The following is a 23,019-nucleotide window of genomic DNA, read 5'->3' as shown; positions in this document are numbered from 1 at the left end:
TCCTCACTACTTCTTTCTTGGCGATCTCGTTTATACTGGTGGCCAAGCTTCTTTTAACTGTACTAGCGCTTCAGCTAACAGCGGGCGTGGGGTACCAATATTCATACGCTGAAATCCAGCACCACCAGTACCAAACATACTACCAGCATTCAACCCCACTCTTGCCTGATCCACCAACCATTTCTGAAGCTCGTCATCGGAGAGATGCGTCTCGCGAAAATCAACCCAAGTCAAATAAGTACCTTCAAGCGGCGATATTTTTAAACTTGGCAATTCTCGTTGGAAAAACCCTTCCATGAAACGATAGTTCTCCTGCAAATAAATCAGCAATTCATCAAGCCAACTGGCGCCATGACGATATGCAGCTTCGCAGGCAATCGGTCCAAAAATATCTGCATCTTGCACAAACGTTTCTTCGAGAACTATCGAATATCGTTGTCGCAAATTCTCGTCAGGAATTACGATAAACGCCGTATACATCCCTGCAAGATTAAACGTTTTACTAGGCGCGATACAGATGGCTAAACGATGAATGAAAGGTTCGTATACATTCAGCATAGGCAGATGTTGATGAGGTTTATACACAAAATCACAATGAATCTCATCTGCAAGTACATGAACGTCGTATTCATCACAAAGCTTGGCAAGTGTCAACAATTCATCTTTCGACCAAACACGACCTACTGGATTATGTGGATTACACAAAATCAGCCACTTAGGACGCTCTTTGGAGAACAAGCTTCGCAAATGGTCGAAATCCATGGTGTATTTGCCCTGATGCTCTATCAAAGGATTTTCCAACAATTTGCGCCCCTGCCGCTCGATCACAAACTGAAACGGATAGTAAACGGGTGGCTGAATAACAATTCCATCCCCAGGTTCGGTCCAGGCCCGAATGCCCATGGCCAAACCATGGACAACGCCTCGTGAAGGAAGAATCCAATCTTGTTGATAGTGAACCTGATGCCTTTTGGCAAACCAATTTTGAATGCTCTCATAGAGCGAATCTGGACGAATGGCATATCCATAAACCCCGTGCTTCACTCGTTCCATGAGCGCCTGCTGCACTTCTGGAGGTGATAAAAAATCCATATCCGCTACCCACAGGGGCAGGATATCATCCCTGCCAAACCTTTTTTGCAACGTATCCCATTTGGAAGACGCAGTATGCCGGCGAGGGATGATTTCGTCAAATGAGTAAGTCATATTTGCTATTCCTCTCCTGCTGCGGCTCTTTCAAGGAAGACCATTTACGCCTGCCGTCCGCCACCATGTACATAAATGACCTGTCCACTCACGTAACTGGCGTCATCACTGGCTAAAAACGCGGTGACATTGGCTACATCCTCTGGGCGGCCCACACGGCGCAAAGGGATAATTTCTGCCGCACGACGTTGATTTTCTTCAAAGTCAATACCGATTCTATCTGCCGTTTGTTTGGTCATATCTGTCACAATAAAACCAGGTGCTACAGCGTTAACATTGATGTTGAAGGGACCAAGTTCAATAGCCAATGTTTTAGTAAATCCTTGTAAGCCTGCCTTTGCTGCTGCATAGTTGGCTTGACCCCGATTTCCAAGCGCAGAAGTAGAACTGGTATTGATAATTTTTCCGTAACGTTGGGCAACCATCAGTTTTTGGGCCTCCTGGCTGCATAAAAAACTGCCGCGCAAATGCACATTCATGACCGTATCCCAGTCTTCTTCTGTCATCTTGAATAATAGGTTGTCACGAATGACTCCCGCATTGTTGACAAGAATATGTACCGTTCCAAAACGATCAACAACTTTTTGAAACGCCTGCTCAACGCTTTGCTTATCAGAAACCTGACAGCTAACAGCCAATGCCTCGCCACCAGCTTCTTGGATTTTTTGAACAGTTTCTGAGCAAAACTCCTCTTTCAAATCAAACACTGCCACTTTGGCTCCGTCTCGCGCTAAAACCATGGCTGTGGCTTGCCCAATTCCTCGAGCTGCTCCTGTTACAACTGCAACTTTGCCCGTAAATCGACCCATTTGCATCCTCTCCTTGCAGCAAATATCAGACTATAATTCTATGCAAGTACTCCTCTATCTCCTTTTGATTCTATCGTGTTTCAAACGGAAATGCTACGATGATTCAGGGATTTTGCGTAACGCGTCAATTCCGCTGTGAGAGAATAGCGAAGGAAGGGAGTCACTAAATAAATTCCACGAAAATGTTCTAATACTGAATTCACTAATTCACGCGCTATATCCATCCCGACGTGCAACGCTTGGCTTGGTTCAGCTTCGTCCATCAAGCGTAAAATAGTCTCAGGAATTTGTATGCCTGGAACTTGATGATGCAAATATTGAGCGTTGCGCGCGCTGACTAAAGGCATAACTCCTACAAACATCGGTACGGTTAAATCTTTGGCTACTTCTGCCAACCTTTTGATCAATTTCACATCGTATACAGGCTGGGTCATAATGTAATCCGCGCCTGCCTCGATTTTTCGTCGCAATCTTTCTACCGCCTTGTCAAAATTGCGTACATGCGGATTAAACGATGTACCAATGACAAAGCGACTTGCAGGTTCAAGCGACATTCCTGAAAAACCAATACCGCCATTAAGGCGCTTGACCATACGCGTCAATTCTGTCGATGAAACATCAAAGACAGAGGTTGCGCCCGGCAAGTCGCCGAAACGAGACGGATCGCCCGTAACCAACAAAATATGATGAATATCTAATACGTATAGCCCCATTAAATGCGACTGTTGTCCAATCAGATTTCTATCCCGACATGCTATATGCACCAGAGGTTCAATTCCTCGCTGCTTGAGCAGGGCTGCTAAGGCAAGATTGGAGACACGAATTGAACCTAGTGAATTATCGGCAAGAGTGAGAAAATCGGCACCTGATTCGGCCAGAATCGAAGCACCGCGAAGAAACTTAGAGCAATCCAGCGTTTTAGGTGGATCGAGTTCGACAATGACGGTTCGTTTTTGAGCGACTTTTTCAACGAGAGATTGATTTCTATTGGAAAGCAATTCTATTTTCGCTTCAATCTTAGGTGTTTCGGATAAATCAGATACGCTAGTCTCACCAGATTTTTCCTCTTTGCCAGCAGACAGAACGGATTGTGTTGAAGATTCGTTGAAAACGGTCTCCTCCAATACTTTCCGCAAACGCTGAATATGTTCAGGAGTTGTTCCACAACAACCGCCTAGAATCCGTACCCCATGCCGCGCTAAATCAAGCATAGTTTTGGAAAAATATTCTGCGTTGCCCGTATAGGCGTACTTACCCTCTTCAAAATGCAGCAAACCAGCATTGGGAATAGCTGCGTACATACCATTTTTTTCTAAATGAAGAGATTCGTAAGAGCGTAAAATACCATACGGTCCTAACCGACAATTCAGTCCAACCGCATCGGCACCAGCTTGCTGAAGCCACTGAAAGGCATGCCCAATTTCCATACCATCGCGGGTTACCCCTATTTCATCTGGCGATAGATTAACAATGATAGGTAAATTTGTTAAAGATCGTACTGTTGAAAGAGCCCAATAAGCCCACTCACTCTCCGCAAACGTTTCTAAAACAAATCCATCCACTCCAGCTTGCAAAAGCGCTTCCGCTTGCTCTGCAATTTGACGGCGATATTCACGCTCCATGCGCTCCGGTGACAATGCGTTCTCGTGAATAAATTCAACAGGTAGTGCGCCAATACTACCAAAAACAGCCGCTTGTGATGCAGCCGCCTGTCTAGCAGAATTCACTGCTGACAAGTGAATTTGAAAGAATTGGTTTTCTATACCGACGCGGGAAAGTGCAAAGCGACTTGCTGAAAAAGTATTGGTTTGAATCAAAGTAGCACCTGCGTTGACATAAGCTTCATGGACAGAACGAACCTGTTCAGGATTTTCCAAATTTAACTGCTCTGGCAAAACGCCAAGTGGTAGACCAATTTGATGCAAAAAGGTGCTCATGGCACCATCCGTCACAATAAACGCCTGTCCGTCTTTGCCTATGACGTTAGGAACCGCCTTCCAAACGTTGCTCTCCATGTTGATCTCCCCTCACCCAGCTTTTATTCTCTCTGGATTTATTCTGCATCTGCATTAAAATATCTCGCTTCCGGATGTGAGAAAACGAGCGCAGTGACACTAGCTTCCGGCTCCATCATGTAACCGTCTGTCAATTGAATGCCTATCCGTTGCGGTTTGAGCAGCGCAAATAGAGTTTCCTGCTGCTCCAAATCCGGACAGGCAGGATAACCAAACGATACACGAATGCCCTGATAACGGGCTATAAAGCGTTCTCTCATCGTCATTTCCAACGGATCGGGAAAACCCCATATATCGCGGATCATATGGTGCACCCGCTCAGCAAAAGCTTCCGCAAGTTCCAGGGCAGATGCTGCTAGTGCGTGAGAACGCAGATAGTCTCCTTTTTCTTTTAGCCGATCCGCTTTTTCACGTATACCCGCCCCAGTTGTGACGGCAAACATTGCGATATAATCAATGCTTCCCGAACCTTTTTCGCGCAAAAAATCTGCCAAGCAAAGATGAGAACCTCCACGTTGACGAGGAAATTGCAGCACATGAAGAACATCAGCAGAAGAATGCGGCGCGGAAAGAATGGAAATCTCCCCTGTTAAACGATTACCTACGGCTGGGAAAAATTGATATACGGCATGAGCTTGCAAGCTTCCATCTGCAATCGACTCACGAATCACATCTTCTACGAGTTCTTTCAGTTGCGTAGCCTTTTCATCACCATCGGCGAGCCGTTTTTCCACATTCCCCGACAAGCCAAGATGCTTACCCAGCAACATTTGCCAGTTAAGATAAGGCATAATTTGTTCTATCGGATAATGCCGCAAAAGATGATCTCTCAAGTCAGGAGGCTGAAATACTGGCGCCTCGCTGGATATATCGGATAAACGTATGGAATCCGCTGGTTCCTCTTTAGGTACTGGATGGGATTGACTGCGAAACATTTCCTGTTCTTTCGATAACTGTTCCGTCAACGTTTTTCGAGTTCCCTCATCTTGCCATGCATTCGCCAAAGCCAATCCATCCATGGCATCTTTGGCATACATGACGGTTCCACTATAGGCGGGCGCGATTTTGGTCATTGTGAATTTTTTGGTCAGTGCCGCACCACCTACGAGCAGCGGAATCGTAATGCCTGCTCGCGATAATTCCTCAGCTGTAATCACCATCTGTTGGGCAGATTTCACAAGTAAACCAGAGAGGCCAATAAAATCAGGATGATATTCGCGAGCTGCAGCGATTAGAGTCTCCGGAAGAACTTTAATACCCAAATTGTGTACATAGTAACCATTGTTGGAAAGAATAATTTCTACCAAGTTTTTTCCAATATCGTGAACATCACCTTTGACAGTGGCTAAAATCACCGTCCCTTTGTTAGCTGAATCCAACTTGTCCATTCTCGGTTCCAGAAAAGCCACTGCTGCCTTCATCACTTCCGCGCTTTGTAAAACTTCCGCTACAATCAATTCATTATTGTTAAAAAGCCTTCCTACTTCGTTCATCCCATCCATCAGTGGTCCATTAATAATTTCCAGTGGCGTCATTGTCTGCAATGCCTCTTCTAAATCAGGCAGTAATCCATCTTTACTGCCCTCTACCACATAATGAGCCATACGTTCCAGAAGCGACAATTGAGAACGTTCTACAGCCACATGCTGTTTTTTTTCTCGATAAAAAGCGGTAAACTCCGCTACCACTGCATCAGACGTTTCAAATAACAATTTTTCCGCAAGTTGACGCTCCTCGTCCGAGAGGCTTGAAAAACGTTGCAGACTTTGTGTATTGACAATGGCGTAACCCAGTCCCGCCTTCGTACAGTGATAGAGGAAGACAGAGTTAAGTACTTCTCGTCCAGCTGGAGGTAAACCAAAAGAAACATTGCTGATACCAAGAATTTGCGGACACTCTGGAAGCTCTTGATGAATGAGTCGAATCCCCTCAATCGTCTCTTTAGCCGATCCGATATATTTCTCATCACCTGTACCCACCGGAAAAGTGAGTGGATCGATTAAAATGTCTTCGGCAGCAAGTCCGTAATTTTCGGTTAAAATTTGCACTGAACGTTTCGCAATAGCCAACTTGCGCTCCCGGCTGACAGCCATTCCTTCTTCATCAATCGTTCCTACTACAAGTGCTGCCCCATAACGTTTGGCTAGTTCAGCAAACTTCGCCAGACGTGGTTCTCCATCTTCCAAATTGGTAGAGTTGATAATCGCCTTGCCTTGAACATGTTGCAACGCTAATTCCACTACTGCCGCATCGGTGGAATCAATCATCAACGGTACTCGAACTTTACGCACCACTTTAGGCAAGAAAGCCTCCATATCAGCCAGTTCGTCACGATCGGGATCGGCCAGGCAAACGTCAATAATTTGTGCTCCAGCCCGAACCTGTGCGCGAGCAATATCAGAAGCAACGTCCATTTCGCCTTCAGCAATCAATTTGCGAAACTTTCGCGAACCAATGACATTCGTTCGCTCGCCAACAAGAATGGGTCGATTTTCTGGTTCCAGAAGAACAGATTCGAGACCTGCCACCGCATGAGGATGGTGCTTAGGAACACGTCGGGGAGCATAGCCTGCAATGCGTGAAGCTAAAGCCCGAATATGATCGGGAGTGGTACCACAGCAACCACCCGCTATATTCAGCCAACCCTCTTTTGCAAAATCCTCCATCTTGCGTGAGAAACTCTCTGGTGTTTCATGATAATGACCCGATTCATCAGGTAAACCCGCGTTTGGGTAGCAGGAAATAGAACAGGTGGCCAGTTCTGCCAATGTACGAACGTGATCGCGCATAAATTCTGGACCGGTCGCACAATTGAGTCCTACCGCCAACGGTTTCAGGTGTTCGACTGAGAGATAAAATGCGTCAATGGTTTGTCCACCCAGTGTGGTTCCCATCGCTTCAATCGTTCCGCTAATGACTACAGGCACACGCCTGCCAAATTTTTTCCATGCTGACTGAATAGCCAAGCCTGCTGCTTTCACGTTCAGCATATCCTGAGAAGTTTCCAGCAACAGTAAATCGACACCACCCTCAAGCAAGGCCAGTGCTTGTTCTTCATAAGCAGCCAATAATTCGGCAAAAGTGGCACCACCTGTCAAAGACAAACTTTTCGTGGTAGGTCCCATAGAGCCCGCTACATATCTTGGCTGTTGAGGTGATGAAAAATGATGGGCAGCTTCTCGGGCAAGCTTGGCCGAACATAAATTTAATTCCCGGGCATACGCTGATAGTCCATACTCGGCAAGGACGATAGACGTGGAGCCAAATGTATTGGTAGAGACAATGTCTGCTCCTGCTGCTAAATATTCCTCATGAATCGAACGAATAAGATCGGGACGTGTTTTCGACAGCCACTCGTTGCAACCTTCATACGCTTCTCCACCAAACGCTTCGGCTGTCAGATTTTTTTGCTGGATCATGGTTCCCATGGCCCCATCCAAAATAAGGATCCGCTGTTCAAGAAGTTCCTGCAAAGAAGCAGTATGGACTAGATTCATGTAATTTCTGCACCACTCTTTCTCTATCTTCCATGACTATCAAAAAACACTCCCGAAAACGGGAGCGTTGATACATGCTGCGAACCTTTATCTTTCGAGTCCGCACCCGCGACTCGCTGGAATTAGCACCTTGCACTGCTGCGCGGTTGCCGGGCTTCATTGGGCCAGTCCCTCTGCCACTCTTGATAAAGGTGTGATGTATGTAATTTTAGCGTCTTTTTTCAGTTGACTGCGACGCTAACTGCTGCTTGGAGATCAATAGACAACACAATTTTCTAAAAGCATAGCATAAAGCTTACGGATTGTCATTAGAGAGACGTTACCAGTCCGCCATCAATCAACAAAGATTGTCCAGTGGTATATCCATTGGCGTTCGAAACCAAGAAAGCGACTACTGCAGCAAATTCTTCTGGCGTTCCATAGCGACCGAAAGGAATCTTCGCCTGTGCTTCTTTTTGATAGGTTTCCATAGATTGGCCTAAACGTTGAGCCGCGATTTGATCGAGATAGTCAATACGGGCGGTATGAATTCTCCCTGGTCCAACAGCATTGATTAAAATGTGTTCAGGAGCTAAATCCGCGGCCAGTGTCTTACAAAGACTCACCACTCCTGTCCGAAAGACATTGGATAGTACAAGATTGGAAATGGGCTGTTTGACACTGGACGATGTAATAGCAACAATTCTTCCCCACTGTTTACGTTTCATATGAGGCAACGCCAGTCGAACGGATCGGACAAAGCGAGGGTGTAAAATATTTTGTGTAAACTCCCAATCCCCTAACGGGAGTAACAGATTGGGAGGACATCAAAATGACGAAGGTTTCGAAGGAATTCATACAGCAATTCATCAAGGAGAATGACCTGAAGTCCACGGAAGACGTTCAAGCCGCACTGCGAGATTTGTTCGCTAGCACGATGCAAGGAATGCTTGAGGCCGAACTGGAGACGCATCTAGGCTACGCCAAGCATGACACGAAAAGCAAGACGACAGATAACAGTCGCAACGGGCATAGTCGCAAGACTCTTACCTCCGAATACGGTGACGTAGAGATTTCAGTCCCCAGAGACCGAAAGGGTGAATTCGAGCCTGAAATCATTAAAAAGAATCAGACCAACACCGTCGGCATCGAGGAACAGGTCATTGCCTTGTATGCACGGGGTGTCAGCACCAGAGACATTCAGGCCCATCTTCACCAATTGTACGGACTAGACGTATCGCCCACACTCATCTCCAACATCACGGACAAGCTTCTTCCGATGATGAAGGAATGGCAAAGCCGGCCACTACAGAGTGTGTATGCAGTAGTGTTTCTGGATGCCATTCACTACAAAGTGAAGCAGGAGGGCCAGGTGATAAACAAAGCTGCCTATATGGTTGTGGGCATTGACCTTGAAGGGCAAAAGGACGTGCTTGGCATCTGGATCGGAGAGAACGAGTCTGCGAAGTTTTGGCTGAACGTGCTTAACGAGTTGAAGAGCCGTGGTGTTGAAGATATCCTCATCACCTGCGTCGACAACCTGAAAGGCTTCAGTGAAGCAATTGCAGCCTGTTATCCTAAGTCCGACATCCAGAAATGCGTCGTTCACCAAATCCGTAATTCGCTCAAGTACGTGTCGTATAAGGACTACAAGCCCGTAACAGCGGCACTAAAGCCCATCTACAAAGCCAGCACTGAGGATGCAGCCCTGGAAGAACTGGATAAATTCGAGCAGACCTGGGGCAGCAAATATCCCCTTGTCGTGCGGTCCTGGCGAAGCAACTGGGATGAACTCGCCACTTTCTTCCGATATCCGATGGAGATGCGCAGTTTGATTTACACAACGAATCTGATTGAAGGCTACCACAGGCAACTTCGTAAGGTGACCAAGGGAAAGAGCATCTTCCCGACGGACGATTCCCTCACCAAAATGCTATTCCTGGCCACGACGGAGGTTACGAAACGCTGGACCATGCGGATTCAGAACTGGGGGCAGATTCTCAGTCAGTTGACGATATACTTTCCGGATCGTATAGAACAGTACGTCCGCTAAGGTCACTCAAAGGAGTTTACACAAAATTATTGACAGACCCGACAAAGCTCATAAGCGTTAATTCGAATGCTTTTTCCCAGAGCGAATCTTCTGTCATCGATTGAAAATCACCCGCTGGTGGGCCGCCAGCATTTTGTACCAAAATATCTGCTCCGCCAGTTTTCTCTTGTACAAACGCAAACAACTGCTGCAAGGATTCAGCTCGAGAAACGTCGCAAGCGAAAGTAAGAATCTCGGCGCCGGAAAATTCATTGCGAATGTTTGCAGCAGCGGACTCAATTTTTTCTGACGATCGCGATGTCATGACAACACGCGCACCTTCCGCAACCAGTTGCCTTGCCACTGCATAACCCAGACCTTCACTTGAAGCCATAACAAGCGCCGTTTTTTCCTGTATACCAAGATCCATTTCATAACCTCCTTGGGATGTCTCATTTGAATCATTCAGTAGTGGCGATAGAATCAGTTTGAATAAAAGGCCATTCAGGGAGGACAACTCCCCGAATGGCACTCATGGGCAGGGCTCAGGTAGAACGACGTGCCAGATGACGCAAATTGGCGCGATGAATCGCTTTCCAGGGAATAGGCGTCACTTGGGCGTTATCCATTTCCTGATTGCTGTGGCTAACCACATTCTCGAACCGATGATTCATTCGCAAAGCCCCTGGCATTGAGAATGCTTGATTATGGTTCTCGGTGTGTTGATTGGCCATGACTACACCTCCCAAATGTAAGTTAACCACGGTTAACAAAAGCTATCCGAAAAAGTCTATGAGTCTTAGACCCCAGGCAGATTTTTTTGTTCATTAAGCACAGGAAAGCGTACACGTTCATTCAACCATTTTGCCACATGCCCAATCTCGATTCGCTCCTGATTCATGGTATCTCTATCGCGAATAGTCACTTTACCGTCTTCCTCAGTTTGAAAATCGACAGTAATACAATAGGGTGTACCAATTTCGTCATGCCTTCGATATCTTTTGCCAATAGAACCTGAATCGTCAAAATCGCAAGAGAAATCATTTCTCAATTCATGAAAAATGGTCTCTGCCTGACTGGAAAGTTTCTTTGATAAGGGAAGTACCGCACATTGAAATGGTGCAATGGCAGGATGAAGATGGAGAACAACCCGTGTATCATTTTCCGCGACTTGTTCTTCTTCATAGCTATCAGCAAAAATGGCCAAAAACAACCGATCTACTCCTAATGAAGGTTCAATACAATAAGGAATATAAGGCTCTTCACCTTCTTCTTTCACTAAAAAATCTTCGTGAGAATATTCGGCGTGTTGACGCAAGTCGTAGTTGGTACGGTCGGCAATCCCCATCAGTTCTCCCCAACCAAATGGAAATTGATATTCAATATCCGTTGTTGCAGCGCTATAGTGGGACAACTGTTCCTTTGCGTGGTTACGAAGACGCAAATTGTCTTTTTGTAAACCTACAGCAAGCAACCATTCATAACAAAAATCTCGCCAATATTCAAACCAACTTAAATCCGTTCCTGGTTTGCAAAAAAATTCTATCTCCATTTGCTCAAATTCTCTGGTTCTAAAAGTGAAATTGCCGGGAGTAATTTCATTTCGAAAACTCTTTCCTATCTGGCCAATGCCAAAGGGAATTTTTTTCCTCATAGTTCTTTGGACATTCATAAAATTCACGAAGATACCCTGCGCTGTTTCTGGTCTTAAAAAAATTTCATTGGAACTTTCTTCTGTCACACCTTGAAATGTTTTGAACATCATATTAAACTGCCGCACGGGCGTAAAATCTTGCGCTCCACAATCAGGGCATTTTACATTCCATTCTTGAATGAGTCGCTCCATTTCTTGAAACGGCAAACCATCTGCCGATATTTCTTGACCTTGTGCTTCAGCTGCTGATTCAATCAACTTATCCGCTCGATGACGTGATTTGCACTGTTTACAGTCAATCATGGGGTCGTTAAAGTTGCCCACATGTCCGGAAGCAACCCAAACTTGTCGATTCATGAGAATAGCCGAATCCAGTCCAACATTATAGGTGTGATTCTGAATAAACGTTTTCCACCATACTTGCTTAATACGATTTTTCATTTCGACTCCAAGCGGCCCGTAATCCCAGGTATTCGCTAAACCACCATAAATTTCTGAGCCAGGGAAAATAAAACCTCTACGTTTGGCAAGAGAGACTAACTGTTCCATGGTAACGGGCATGCTGGTTTCCTCCAATTTCTCTGCTTTCTTTATTGTGGATATGATACAGAAGAGCAGCAACTCGTGCAATTCAATACCGGTAAAAAGTTTAGAATAAAGAACATTCAATGTATAATAGAGCCCGATCGCGTCTAAAGGAGTCGATGAAGGTTTTGGATATTCGCATGGTATTTCTCGACATTGATGGAACTTTGTACACTGAGGGACAGTTAATTGATAGTGCTGTTCAAGCTGTACAGCAATTACACAGAAAAAACATCCCTGTTTCACTCTGCACCGGGCGTTCCTATATTCATGCGAAAAACATCCAATCTGCTTTACAGATTCAAAACGGTGTATATTTTAATGGCAGTTTGGCTATAGCCCAGCAAAAAACCGTCTACTCGACGCCTTTTTCCACTGAAACGACCCAATCGCTGATCGACCTGTTACAACAGTACGGCCATCCTTTTATCATGCATACAGACTCTCGCGTGCTTTCTTTTAATCAAGATTACCTTCCGTACAAAGAGATTTTAGATGCGTTCCATTTTCCCGAAATCGAAATTTTATTAGAAGATCAATGGGATATTCATTCATATCCGATTTATCAGTTTAACGGATTTTTTGAAAAAGATTGGGATTCACTGATTGAACAATCCGCCACTGACTGTTTCGTCTACCGTTGGGATAATCAGGCTGTCGATTTGCAAATTCTCCATAGTGACAAACATTTAGGTGCTCTTAGTATTCTGCATGAATATAAGATTGATCCACAGCATGCCCTGCACATTGGTGATGGTGGAAATGATATTGGTATGTTTCATGCACTTGGATATTCAGTAGCTATGGGAAATGCCTCCGTGGACATACAAAATGAAGCAAAAATGGTCACTCTTCCCGCTGAAGAAGATGGTGTCTATCATGCGCTGCGCAACTTGAAACTCATTGAGTAAATCCATTCGTCACAAGTTTATAAAGCTATTTTTTCTTCCATTCCTCGTCTACAGCAAAAATCTGCTCAATCATTGGCTCTTGCTGTAATGAAAATTTCACAGGATGAACCTAAAAATTTTTTCAAAGGGAAGCTGAACTCTCTTTCAATTGGCGCAAAATTTCACGTAAGGCAACCGTACGATGAGAATGTTGATTTTTGAATTCTGGAGGCAACTCTGCAAATGTGTGATGCAAAGGAGGGTAATAAAAAAGCGAATCGTACCCGAATCCTCCATTACCTTGCTCTTTGCGAAGAATCATACCTTGCACCTTCCCCTCACTTGCAGCCATCACGTTGCCATTTGCATCGACTACAACAAGTGCAGCCACAAAATAGGCTTGACGCCTTTCATCTGGAATAGCTTCCATCTCCATGAGAAGCTTTTGACGATTAGCCGCATCATCGCCATGTTTCCCTGCAAAACGGGCAGAATAGATACCCGGTTTGCCTCCAAGTGCTGGTACCACCAATCCTGAATCATCCGCCAACACAGCCATCTGGGTATGTAAAGCATAGAAACGCGCTTTTTGAAGAGCAATTTCCTGGAACGAATGACCTGTTTCCGGCGCCTCCTCCACATGTATCGGAAGTGGTAACAAGTCATATGAGTTACCCATCATAGCTTGGAATTCTTCAAATTTGTGCTTATTTTTTGTAGCCACGCAAATTTGCAGAAAAAAAACCTCCATGTAGATATTTGAATTTTATAAAATACCACATGATTAAAGGTTAGAAATGGATTGTAAGGATTCGTGAATATCTAGATGAGCCACAGTTGCTCCACTCAAACCAAACCACGATTGTAATACAGTATTCATAAAAGATTCCTGACCTGTCGTATAAAACATATGCCGAGACTCAGAAGTTCCGTTGGCGAGCATCTCTCTTTCACTCAGAAACGAATGGACTAACTGAGTGACAGAACGCGCAGAGGAAATAGTTTGGATGCTAGGACCGATTACTTTTTGAATACTTTTTTCTAATAATGGGTAATGCGTGCATCCTAAAATGAGCGTATCAATTTTTTTTTCCAAAAGAGGTTCAAGTGATTGACGAACTATAGATTCTACTTCTGCTCCATCCCACTTCCCCGCTTCCACCAGCGGAACGAAAGCAGGACAAGCTTGAGAATGGACAATCGCTTCTGGCAACAGTTGGTGCACAGCCTGTGTGTAAATACATGATTCTATAGTTAACGGCGTACCAATGACGCCTATTCTCTTCGAAATGGAATGGGATACAGCCGCTTCAGCACCCGGTTTGACAACACCTAATACAGGGATGGGGAGATGCATTTGCAAATAACGCAACGCAACCGCAGTGGCAGTATTACAAGCAATAACAATTAACTTAACACCTAAAGCACAAAAATAAGTACAGATTTCAACGGCATAGCGCCGAACTTCATCAGCGTGTTTTTCACCGTAAGGACAACGAGCGTGATCGCCCACATAGATGATAGATTCATTCGGCAGAGCACGAATGATTTCTGTAGCCACAGTGAGGCCGCCAATGCCAGAATCGAACACTCCGATAGGCGCGTTGCTGTTCAACATATTTTCCTCATTTCTCTTGTTGATGTTATCCTTTAAACTGCACCTCTTCCGACATGCGCCTGTTCAGGAGTTCGAGGACTTCCAATATGCGAGATTTTTCCTCTGCAGAGACAGCTTGCAAAACAGATCCAAGGTAAGCCCTCCGAGCATCGAGGACGCGCTCAATTAATTCTGCACCATGAGCCTTCAATTGAACTCGTACTACCCGGCGATCTTCCGAATCGCGCATACGAACAACAAAATCTGCTCTCTCCAAGCGATCAACAAGATCAGTTGTTGTACTGTATGCTAAATAAAGACGATTGCTCAAATCACCAATCGTCAATTCGCCGTCTCGATTTAGAATCACCAACGCATCGAATTGCGGAGGCGTAATGCCATACTGTTCTAAAAGAGACCGCCCGCGCCGTTTGACAATGCTATAAATCTGACGCAGGCAAAATTCTATTTCTACCACGTCATCCGGAAAGTTAGGCATGGGGTTCTAGCACCTCAATTTCATTCTTGACAGGGTGACAGATTGAAGTGAATTGTATCATCTGCGCTTGACGAGATCAACGAAACACCACCTCTGCCTGCCTCAATATTCCCTCTAAGGAACAAGCAGTGTAATGCCTCCATCCATGCGAATGGTTTGACCTCGTATCATTTCTGCTTCTTTTGATGTCAAAAACAGTGCCAAATGAGCCACATCTTCGGAAGTGACCATCCGATGATATGGAAGTCGCTCTTTCACTTGCTCCCAAGTACGTTCAATTTCCGGAAAATGTTCCAAAGCGCCTGTTTCTACCGCTCCTGCCGAAATTGCATTCGCGTTAATGCGCTGCGGCGCCAATTCGATGGCCAGATAGCGAATCAGAGATTCAATGGCTGCCTTTGAAGCTCCAACAGATGTATAAAAGGGAAAAACGTGATCGGACCCAAACGAAGATATGGCCAATAAACTACTTCCTTCAGCCATCAAGGGCACTGCACGCTGTGCAGCTATGAGCAGTGACCGAGCATTGACATTTTGCGTCCAATCCCAACCTTTGACATCCACGTCTAACGCCTTACGATTTCGTCCAGAAGCCGCATTATGCACATAGACATCCAATTTGCCGTAATATTTTTCAATCTCGTCAAACATGGAATGAATTTTATGTTCTTCAGCAAGGTTAGCTTTGACCATCAGCGCCCGTCTGCCTATTTTCTCCACTTCAGCTACCACTTCGCGTGCTGCTTCGCCGTTGCGAAAGTAGTGAATGACTACGTCAGCACCTTCCTGTGCATAAGCAAGTGCCAGCTGTTTCCCAATCCCTCTTGAACTCCCGCTCACGCAGACTACCTTATCTTTATACCGCCGTTGTTGGCTATGGCTGCTCATGCCAATCGTTTCCCCCTCGCTTTGTAAGCCGAGCATGCACAACTCATTCAGTGGGTTTTACCACTATTCTGCCGGCACTACGTGTGTCTGTTTCAAACACCTGTGGCAATTCATGAAGTGTTGTTACACGCTCAATCATTGCGTGACTATTGAGAATCCCTTGTTCTGCCATAGAAATGAGTTCTACAATTTCAACCTTTTCTGAAGCATAACTGCCCGTAACCGTAATTCCTTTGCGAACAAACTGTTGCATCTGAGCAATCTGGACGTCCCCATCGTGCATGCCCAGAACCATCACTGAACCGCCAGGACGGACAAAATCAAGCGCTGTTTGTAACGAGCGAGAATTTCCGTAGGTATCCAACACCACATCAACTCCACCGCCCGACCAACGTCGAATCTGTCTACCCAGTGCGCGCGCATCCGTTTCCAGACTTTCCACCTGTTCGGCTCCAGCCCGTTCAAACAAAGCTAAACCTTCTGTGCGACTCGAAAGTCCCATGGCCCGCACACCCAGTACGTGCAAAAGCATCACAGCCGCTACACCCAGTCCTCCGGCACCAAGCACTAACGCCGTCATGCCCGCTTCAAGATGAGATTGACGAATTGCGTGATAGGGTGTTGCAAAAGCATCCACCAATAGAGCAGCAACTTCTGGAGTCAATCGGACACCATCATAAGGAATCAATTGTGATTTCGGCACTTTGACCAATTCAGCATAGCCGCCCCACATCTGATAACCAATTACCTTTTGCTGAAGACAGAGATGATGGTATCCTGTTTGACAAAGTCGACATTGCCCACAAGGTACAAATGGGTAGACCAGCACGGATGAATGGACTGAAGAAACGTTAGCATCGCAAATCCTGCCCGCAATTTCATGACCTAACACTGCCGGAACAGGAGAACCAAATGGCAAGGGCATCCGACCCTCAACCACTTGACGATCGGATCCACAAACACCACACGCTTCAACTTGAACAAGCACTTCCTCGGAAGTTAAAACCGGATCGTCCACCGTATCCACATACAGACCCTTTTCTTGAGAAAAAAGGACAGCCAGCATGGTTTAAGACTCCCGTTTTTGCCGATCACGTTGACGAGCGGCAGTCAACATAGATTCGACAATGGTCATTTTCTGCATCTCAGCCGTGCCCTCTTCAAACCAGAGTGAACGAGCATCGCGATAAAGTCGTTCTACCGGACTGCCTACCATATACCCTACGCCGCCATAGAGAGCAAGTGCCGCGTCAGTAACTTCGCCTACCATTTTAATGGCGTGCGCCTTAGCCATGGAAGCTTCAACAGAAATCGTTTCACCGCGATCGTACTTATGAGCCGCATCCAAACAAAGCAGTCGTCCAGCCTGAATGGAGATGGCCATCTCGGCCAGGCGCATCTGTACCGCTTGACGGCTAGCCAAAGCTTTGCCAAATGTGGTTCTGCGTCGAACGTGCAAGAGCGCTTGCTGTAACGATTCTTCTGCTACCCCAACTGCACTCTGGGCAATACAGGCACGGCTCTGATCGAGAAAACCACGCAACGCCAAGTCAAATCCTTGTCCAATTTCACCCAATACATTTTCCTCAGGAATTCTACAGTTGCTAAAAGTTAGAATGCCGTGCGTGCTGCCTTTGTCACCCATCATTTGTGGTTGCATTTCTATATGTAAACCGACCTGATGCCGCGGCACAATAAACGCTGTTAATCCCTGACGGCCAGCATTGGCATCTGTTTTAGCAATCACGACAAAAATAGTCGCTTCGTCAGCAAAGGTGATTAAATGCTTGCGGCCATTCAAAACAAACTCGCCGTTTTCGTAAGTTGCAGTGGTGCGTAAATCAATCCCTGTGCCGTTGTCTGGCTCAGTTAACGCAAACGCCACCAAACATTGTCCGGATGCTACTTGTGGCACCCATTCTTTTTGCTGTTCTGGGCGACCGTTACCAACAGTTCTCCAGATACTGTTGTAGGCATGCACCACCATGCGAATGGAACCGTGACAGCGAGCTACCTCTTCTAAAATCGGAAAATACATGGCCAGAGGCAAACCTTCTCCTCCAGCCCACGTCGGTTGTGTCAAACGGTGAAAACCAAGCTGGCGAATACGCTGCCACAACTCTGGAGGAATTTTCTCATCACGCTCAATCTGCTTAGCCCATTCCACAGCCTCTTCAGTACGAAACTGAATAACTCGTTGACGGATAGCTTCCGCTCTCTCCTGAAGCAAAGTGCTTGTCTCCTCAATCAAAATGGATTCTCCTCTCCATCAACATTCTCACTTAACGATGCTAGATTTCTTTTACTTAAGTAGACTTGGCTATTTATTAAAGAGCTAACATCTGGCGTAACTCTTTCTTTTTAATTTTTCCGGAATGCGTCATTGGCAATTGTTCCATAATTTTTAATCGATCTGGAAGTTGAAACTTGGCTAATCCAGCCTCAGATAAAAACTGGCGTAACTCGTCCAATTGCAGAGTGGTTCCTTCATGAAGAACTACACAAGCTACTGTATGTTGGCCCAGCGTTTCGTCAGGCGCACCAACTATAGCCACTGTTTGAATGGATGGATGGGCGGCGCACACATCCTCTACACTCTTTGGATCAATCTTTGTACCGCCACGATTGATAATATCGTCAGCACGTCCCATAAATATATAGCGGCCTTTTTCATCTTGGCGAAACAAATCCCCAGAGTGAAACCAACCTTCACTATCCCATTGGCGCGCCGAAGCCTCGGGATTATCGTAGTAACCTGCACTGAAATTAGGTCCTCTTGCCCACATCTCACCAGGTTCTCCTGGTTGAACAGGCTGGTATTCTTCGTCCATTAGCACAATCTCGATACCGGGTACCGCTTGACCAACGGTTTTACTGATGGCTTCAATACCATCATCAGGCCGCGTGCAACAAGCCACAAAACCTTCTGTCCAACCAAACATGCCGCCGACTACAATGCCAGTTTCCTCTTGCAACCGTTGCAAAATGGCACTTGGTACAGGTGCGCCAGCATAAATGAAAAGTTTTACAGACGAAGTATCAGCATCCCGCAATTTAGGCGCACTGGCTACATGAATCAGATGGGGCGGCGCACCACAAAGAAAAGTGGGCTTTTCTTTGGCAATCCATTGCAGAACTCGACTCACGGCAAAACGCTCCATCAATACCATTCGCCCACAGGTGGCAATAGGCATCATCACGCCAACCAACATCCCTGTTTGGTGACAAATCGGCGCCATATTCAGCGTGGCTAAACCCCTTTGAAAACCATAAATTTGCGCATAAGCTCGACAAGACCATAAGTAATTGGCGTGTAACTGCACAACTCCTTTCGGCGATCCGGTTGTGCCTGATGTAAACACCATGACAAACGGATCGAGCGGATCTGGACGAAATTCATCAAGTAAGGAACAATTTTCCGGCGTAGCGCTGCAAAGTTGTTCAAAAGAACGAACCGGCAAGGATGGGGAGGATTGTGAACCTTGGAGAATGACGTGCTCTAAGCTAGGCAACTGTTCTTTGACAGCGAGCGCTGTTTCAATCAACAACTCGCCGCGGAAACTTTCTGCCACAATCCAAATCTTAGCTGCTGACTTACGCAAGCTGTACACTAATGCCTCGCGACCTAAATCGGTTTGCAAAAGAACCGCAACGGCTCCAATTCGAGCGGCGCCAAAAAGAGCTACAACATAGTCCAAACTGTTTGGCATCTGAATAGCTACCGCATCACCTTTACGAACTCCAAGTTGGAGGAGAGAGGAAGCAACAGATTCCACCTCCCGCCATAACTCAGCATAAGTCAATTGCCTTTTTTCATCACGATGCAAAAGGTCAGGCGCAAGTCGGGCATTTTGTTCTAAAACATCAACAAATGATTCTTTGGACCATATATTTTGCTGCAGATAATGTTCTGCCCGTTCTTCTGTCAAGACCATGCCTGGAAATCGCTTCATAGCCCTGTCTCCTTTTTATTTCGCAATAACCTGCCTTCAATGATCAGATATGGACAGTCTCCCTTTGAGGTACTCCACTACACCAGACACCGTGCTCAAATGATTGAAATCCGAATCAGGGATTTCCAAATCAAATTCATCTTCAAAAGCGATGGCCAACTCGGTTAAATCCAAAGAATCCGCGCCGAGATCGTCCACATAATGATTTTTTGGGCGAATGGACTCCACATCCACCTGTAATTGATTCGCTGTTACCTGCTTGACACGACGAGTGATTTCTTCCACTGTCCACTGTTCTGCCATATTGAAAACATCCTTTCCTTGTATCAAATGAATATTTTCTGTCTATCTTCAAAAACTTTCAAATCCGCCAGTGAGAAGCGTCAAACCGCCGTCAATGCGGATAGTTTGTCCAGTGATAAAACGAGATGCGTCACTCGCCAAGAAAACGGCTGCATCGGCTACATCCATTGGATTGGCCAACCTTCCGAGTGGAGTGTGACGAATCACATCTTTGCGATACGCTTCGTAATGATTGCCGCCATAATAACGAGCTGAATCTGTGTCCACAACGCCCGGATTCAAAGCGTTGCAAGTAATGTTTTGCGATCCATACTCAGCAGCAATATATCGAACAAGCGATTCCAGCGCAGCTTTGGCACTTCCTAAAACTGCGTAACGCGGTAAGGTAAAGTCACTGCCCATACTGGACATGGCAATGATTCTGCCATATGAGCCTGTCATGAGCGGCACAGCCTGCTGCACGCAGATGACTAAACTATGTAACACCATTTTATAGGTGCGCTCCAAATGATAATCCTTTAATTCTGCAATGGATTTAAAGGCACTGGCGGCTGCGTTTGCTACAAACACATCCAAACGTCCCCAACGTTGGCGAATCTCTTGAAACATTTGCTCAATCTCTTCTTGCGATTCCATCTCTGCCCGCAAAACCAGACAATCTCTGCCCATTTGACGAATTTCTTCAGCAGTCTCATGAGCGGCAGCTTCATCACGACGATAATGCACTGCCACGTCTGCTCCAGCCATTGCCATAGCTAAAGCTGTCGATCTGCCAATTCCCCGGCCGCTACCCGTGATAAGAACTTTTTTCCCGGATAGTCCAAAAGTTTGCATATACTTTTCTGACCCTGGATTCATGAAAAGTCCCACCCTTCCTACTCTTGATTTACAAAGCGTACGCCGCTTCAAAAGCTTCACGCATCGCTCGAACTGCATTCAATTGACTGGCGTCCTTGGCACCACCCACTCGAAAAATGGGTATGCGTTTAGCTAATACTTCGACATCGAAAGAAGATGTTTCCTGGCCTGTGCAGAGAATAATTTGATCGGCTTCGAGAAGTTTTTCTCCTTCAGGAGTCTGGCCCCATAAACCTGTTTCGCGAATTTCTAGCGGTTGAAATTGCTTAACCAACTTGACTTCTGGACGATTTAATTCTCTGCGCACAATCCAGCGTGTCGTTTTGCCAATGCCTGTTGCCCATTTGTCCGATCGCGACACAAGCGTAATGGTTCTTTGTACAGGAACACTTACTTCCGTTACGTCATACTGCTTTGCAAAGCGACTCACTTCGGCAGGAGGTGCGGCGGTTTCCAGTAAATACTTGGTTACATCACAACCGATTCCTCCCGTTCCTAGCACCAAAAGACGCTTGCCAAGGATGACTTGTCCAGTCAAAACTTCAGGATAAGTGACCACGTGCGGCAATTCAACCCCTGGAATGGAAGGAATGCGCGGATGGACTCCCGTAGCCACAATCACTGCATCAAACGAGGTCAATTCGCTCGCATGGACATTGTGCGACAAACGCACTTCCACATGCAATTGCTGCAACACATGCTCAAAATAACGCAGTGTTTCATAAAACTCCTCTTTGCCAGGGACACGTGCCGCTAAGCGGAACTGTCCACCAAGTTGCGCTTGACGTTCAAAAAGCACCACCTGATGTCCACGAGAAGCAGCGGCTCTTGCAGCTTCTAAACCAGCAGGACCTCCGCCTATCACGGCAATCTTTTTCTTTTTTTGAGCAAAAATAATTGGATAAAGACTCTCTGCGCCAGTACGCGGATTCACCATGCAACTGACTGGCTGTGGAGGTTGAGCCATTGTGTGATCCAGGCATGCTTGATTACAAGCCACACAGACGTTTAAAAACTGCCGTTGCTGTGACAATGCTTTGTTAGCAAATTCTGCATCAGCAAGCCAGGGTCTAGCTGGTGCAATAAAATCTGCCCAACCTTGAGAGAGAATGTGTTCAGCTACTTCTGGTGTATTCACGCGATTCGCAACAAGAATTGGGATATTCACCACTTCTTTTATACTTGCTGCTACCGTTGAAAATGCTGCTCGAGGCACTACAGCAGCCACCGTAGGAACCTGAGATTCATGCCAACCTATGCCAATATTCAAAGCATCTACGCCAGCCATTTCTAAACATTTGGCAAATTCCAAAGTTTCATCAGGGTTCGTGCTTCCCGGCATACAATCTAGGCCAGACATTCGAAAAATCAGCGGAAAATTTTCTCCCACCTGTTCACGAATGGCTCTCACAACCTCCAAGCTGATACGCATTCTGCCAGCTAACGAACCGCCATATTCATCCTTACGGTGATTTGTCAACGGAGAAAGAAATTCGTTCAGCAAATATCCTTCAGACCCCATCACTTCAATGGCGTCATAACCCCACTTTTTCGCTTTCAGAGCTCCACTAGCAAATGCCTGGATGGTTCGTTGAATATCATCGATTGACATTTCCACAGGTGTCTCACGTGTCCAATTGGATGCTATAGCGCTTGGGGCATAGGACGGCATACCTGTCTCTTTAGAAAAAGCATAGCGTCCAGAATGAAATAGTTGCATGGCTACTTTGCCGCCAACTTGATGGATTCGTTGAACCAATTCAGCAAGAAAAAAATCATGTTCCGAATCGGTGAGACAAAACATATGGTCCCCACCGCCTTCAGGCAACACAGCGACTCCGCCAGTGATCATCAATGCAGCGCCTCCCTTGGCGCGCTCTTCGTAAAAAGCAACGAGACGTTGAAAGACTTCAGGCTCTGCCTCTAACCCTAGATGCATAGAACCCATCAATACACGATGTGGCAAATGAAGTGTGCCAATCTTCCCAGGATTTTTCAAATTTGAAAACTCATTGATCTGCTCTGCAGAATATGACATGGCGGCCCTCCTGCAATTGAAAATAGCAAATATAGGGTGTAAGATATTTTTCGATTTACAAAATATCTGATTCTCAATCTCGACGATCCTCTCTATGAAAAGGACTATACTATATTTTGGCGTAATTTTATAATCAGGTCATAAATTTTTGCCCAAAAATTATCATCAGGTACTAAAAATCTGTGGTTATTCATAGGAGTAGAACAAGGGGGATAG

Annotated in this window: 20 protein-coding genes and 1 riboswitch; of the genes, 2 read left to right on the top strand and 18 right to left on the bottom strand. The window is 45.8% G+C overall.

The features are described 5' to 3' along the window. Positions 1–30: 30 nt before the first annotated feature. From ACOJUR_RS09325 to ACOJUR_RS09305, 5 genes are all read right to left on the bottom strand, one after another. A complete protein-coding gene (locus ACOJUR_RS09325) occupies positions 31–1,206 on the bottom strand; it encodes a MalY/PatB family protein (protein ID WP_420949855.1) in 1,176 nt (391 codons plus the stop codon). A gap of 44 nt (positions 1,207–1,250) precedes the next feature. Beyond that, entirely contained in the window at positions 1,251–2,015 is a 765-nt protein-coding gene (locus tag ACOJUR_RS09320) for a beta-ketoacyl-ACP reductase (RefSeq protein ID WP_072873161.1), read from the bottom strand. 80 nt (positions 2,016–2,095) lie between these two features. Then, positions 2,096–4,030, bottom strand: coding sequence for a bifunctional homocysteine S-methyltransferase/methylenetetrahydrofolate reductase (locus ACOJUR_RS09315; protein ID WP_420949854.1), 1,935 nt, complete (start codon positions 4,028–4,030; stop codon positions 2,096–2,098). Positions 4,031–4,068: 38 nt separating this feature from the next. Beyond that, a complete protein-coding gene (metH, locus tag ACOJUR_RS09310; protein WP_420949853.1) occupies positions 4,069–7,527 on the bottom strand; it encodes a methionine synthase in 3,459 nt (1,152 codons plus the stop codon). A gap of 84 nt (positions 7,528–7,611) precedes the next feature. Then, a riboswitch (SAM riboswitch) is annotated at positions 7,612–7,719 on the bottom strand. Positions 7,720–7,835: 116 nt separating this feature from the next. After that, the gene (locus ACOJUR_RS09305) at positions 7,836–8,321 is read right to left on the bottom strand and encodes an SDR family oxidoreductase (RefSeq protein ID WP_420950531.1); all 486 of its coding nucleotides are present in this window, start codon (positions 8,319–8,321) and stop codon (positions 7,836–7,838) included. Between the two features lie 17 nt (positions 8,322–8,338). Here ACOJUR_RS09305 and ACOJUR_RS09300 point away from each other — a divergent pair, with 17 nt between their 5' ends. After that, positions 8,339–9,559: an IS256 family transposase gene (locus ACOJUR_RS09300; RefSeq protein WP_420949427.1), complete on the top strand. Its 1,221-nt coding sequence runs from the start codon at positions 8,339–8,341 to the stop codon at positions 9,557–9,559. Positions 9,560–9,575: 16 nt separating this feature from the next. Here ACOJUR_RS09300 and ACOJUR_RS09295 read toward each other — a convergent pair whose 3' ends face one another. From ACOJUR_RS09295 to ACOJUR_RS09285, 3 genes are all read right to left on the bottom strand, one after another. Next, positions 9,576–9,968, bottom strand: coding sequence for an SDR family NAD(P)-dependent oxidoreductase (locus ACOJUR_RS09295; RefSeq protein ID WP_420949852.1), 393 nt, complete (start codon positions 9,966–9,968; stop codon positions 9,576–9,578). 115 nt (positions 9,969–10,083) lie between these two features. Continuing rightward, positions 10,084–10,272 carry a hypothetical protein gene (locus ACOJUR_RS09290; RefSeq protein WP_072873157.1) on the bottom strand — a complete coding sequence of 63 codons (189 nt, stop codon included), beginning with the start codon at positions 10,270–10,272 and terminating at the stop codon, positions 10,084–10,086. 65 nt (positions 10,273–10,337) lie between these two features. Beyond that, positions 10,338–11,753 carry a glycine--tRNA ligase gene (locus tag ACOJUR_RS09285; RefSeq protein WP_420949851.1) on the bottom strand — a complete coding sequence of 472 codons (1,416 nt, stop codon included), beginning with the start codon at positions 11,751–11,753 and terminating at the stop codon, positions 10,338–10,340. A 143-nt stretch (positions 11,754–11,896) separates the two neighbouring features. Between ACOJUR_RS09285 and ACOJUR_RS09280 the strand changes: the two genes are divergently transcribed. After that, entirely contained in the window at positions 11,897–12,688 is a 792-nt protein-coding gene (locus ACOJUR_RS09280) for an HAD family hydrolase (RefSeq protein WP_420949850.1), read from the top strand. Between the two features lie 121 nt (positions 12,689–12,809). On the opposite strand, the gene rdgB is transcribed toward ACOJUR_RS09280, so the two are convergent. The 10 genes from rdgB to ACOJUR_RS09230 all read right to left on the bottom strand — a co-directional run bounded on the left by rdgB (position 12,810) and on the right by ACOJUR_RS09230 (position 22,803). Then, positions 12,810–13,391 carry an RdgB/HAM1 family non-canonical purine NTP pyrophosphatase gene (gene rdgB / locus ACOJUR_RS09275; RefSeq protein ID WP_420949849.1) on the bottom strand — a complete coding sequence of 194 codons (582 nt, stop codon included), beginning with the start codon at positions 13,389–13,391 and terminating at the stop codon, positions 12,810–12,812. A 60-nt stretch (positions 13,392–13,451) separates the two neighbouring features. After that, positions 13,452–14,285 (bottom strand): glutamate racemase, encoded by an 834-nt coding sequence (gene murI / locus ACOJUR_RS09270; RefSeq protein ID WP_420949848.1) that lies wholly within the window; start codon positions 14,283–14,285, stop codon positions 13,452–13,454. A 25-nt stretch (positions 14,286–14,310) separates the two neighbouring features. After that, the gene (locus tag ACOJUR_RS09265; protein WP_072873152.1) at positions 14,311–14,763 is read right to left on the bottom strand and encodes a MarR family winged helix-turn-helix transcriptional regulator; all 453 of its coding nucleotides are present in this window, start codon (positions 14,761–14,763) and stop codon (positions 14,311–14,313) included. A gap of 114 nt (positions 14,764–14,877) precedes the next feature. After that, entirely contained in the window at positions 14,878–15,651 is a 774-nt protein-coding gene (gene fabL / locus ACOJUR_RS09260) for an enoyl-[acyl-carrier-protein] reductase FabL (RefSeq protein ID WP_420949847.1), read from the bottom strand. A gap of 43 nt (positions 15,652–15,694) precedes the next feature. Further along, positions 15,695–16,717, bottom strand: a complete 1,023-nt coding sequence (locus tag ACOJUR_RS09255) for a zinc-dependent alcohol dehydrogenase (RefSeq protein ID WP_420949846.1) — start codon at positions 16,715–16,717, stop codon at positions 15,695–15,697. Positions 16,718–16,720: 3 nt separating this feature from the next. Further along, positions 16,721–17,902 (bottom strand): acyl-CoA dehydrogenase family protein, encoded by a 1,182-nt coding sequence (locus ACOJUR_RS09250; RefSeq protein ID WP_420949845.1) that lies wholly within the window; start codon positions 17,900–17,902, stop codon positions 16,721–16,723. Positions 17,903–17,978: 76 nt separating this feature from the next. Further along, positions 17,979–19,604 carry a class I adenylate-forming enzyme family protein gene (locus tag ACOJUR_RS09245; protein WP_420949844.1) on the bottom strand — a complete coding sequence of 542 codons (1,626 nt, stop codon included), beginning with the start codon at positions 19,602–19,604 and terminating at the stop codon, positions 17,979–17,981. A gap of 36 nt (positions 19,605–19,640) precedes the next feature. Further along, on the bottom strand, positions 19,641–19,907 hold the full coding sequence (acpP, locus tag ACOJUR_RS09240; RefSeq protein WP_420949843.1) for an acyl carrier protein: 267 nt from the start codon (positions 19,905–19,907) through the stop codon (positions 19,641–19,643). 48 nt (positions 19,908–19,955) lie between these two features. Then, complete coding sequence (locus tag ACOJUR_RS09235; RefSeq protein ID WP_420949842.1) at positions 19,956–20,765, bottom strand: SDR family oxidoreductase; 810 nt, start codon at positions 20,763–20,765, stop codon at positions 19,956–19,958. Positions 20,766–20,793: 28 nt separating this feature from the next. Beyond that, positions 20,794–22,803, bottom strand: a complete 2,010-nt coding sequence (locus tag ACOJUR_RS09230) for an oxidoreductase (protein WP_420949841.1) — start codon at positions 22,801–22,803, stop codon at positions 20,794–20,796. Between the last annotated feature and the right edge of the window lie 216 nt (positions 22,804–23,019).

Origin of the sequence: Alicyclobacillus tolerans (assembly GCF_048984885.1) — a bacterium.
GTDB lineage: Bacteria > Bacillota > Bacilli > Alicyclobacillales > Alicyclobacillaceae > Alicyclobacillus_I > Alicyclobacillus_I tolerans.
This window is presented reverse-complemented; position numbering and strand designations above follow the sequence as displayed.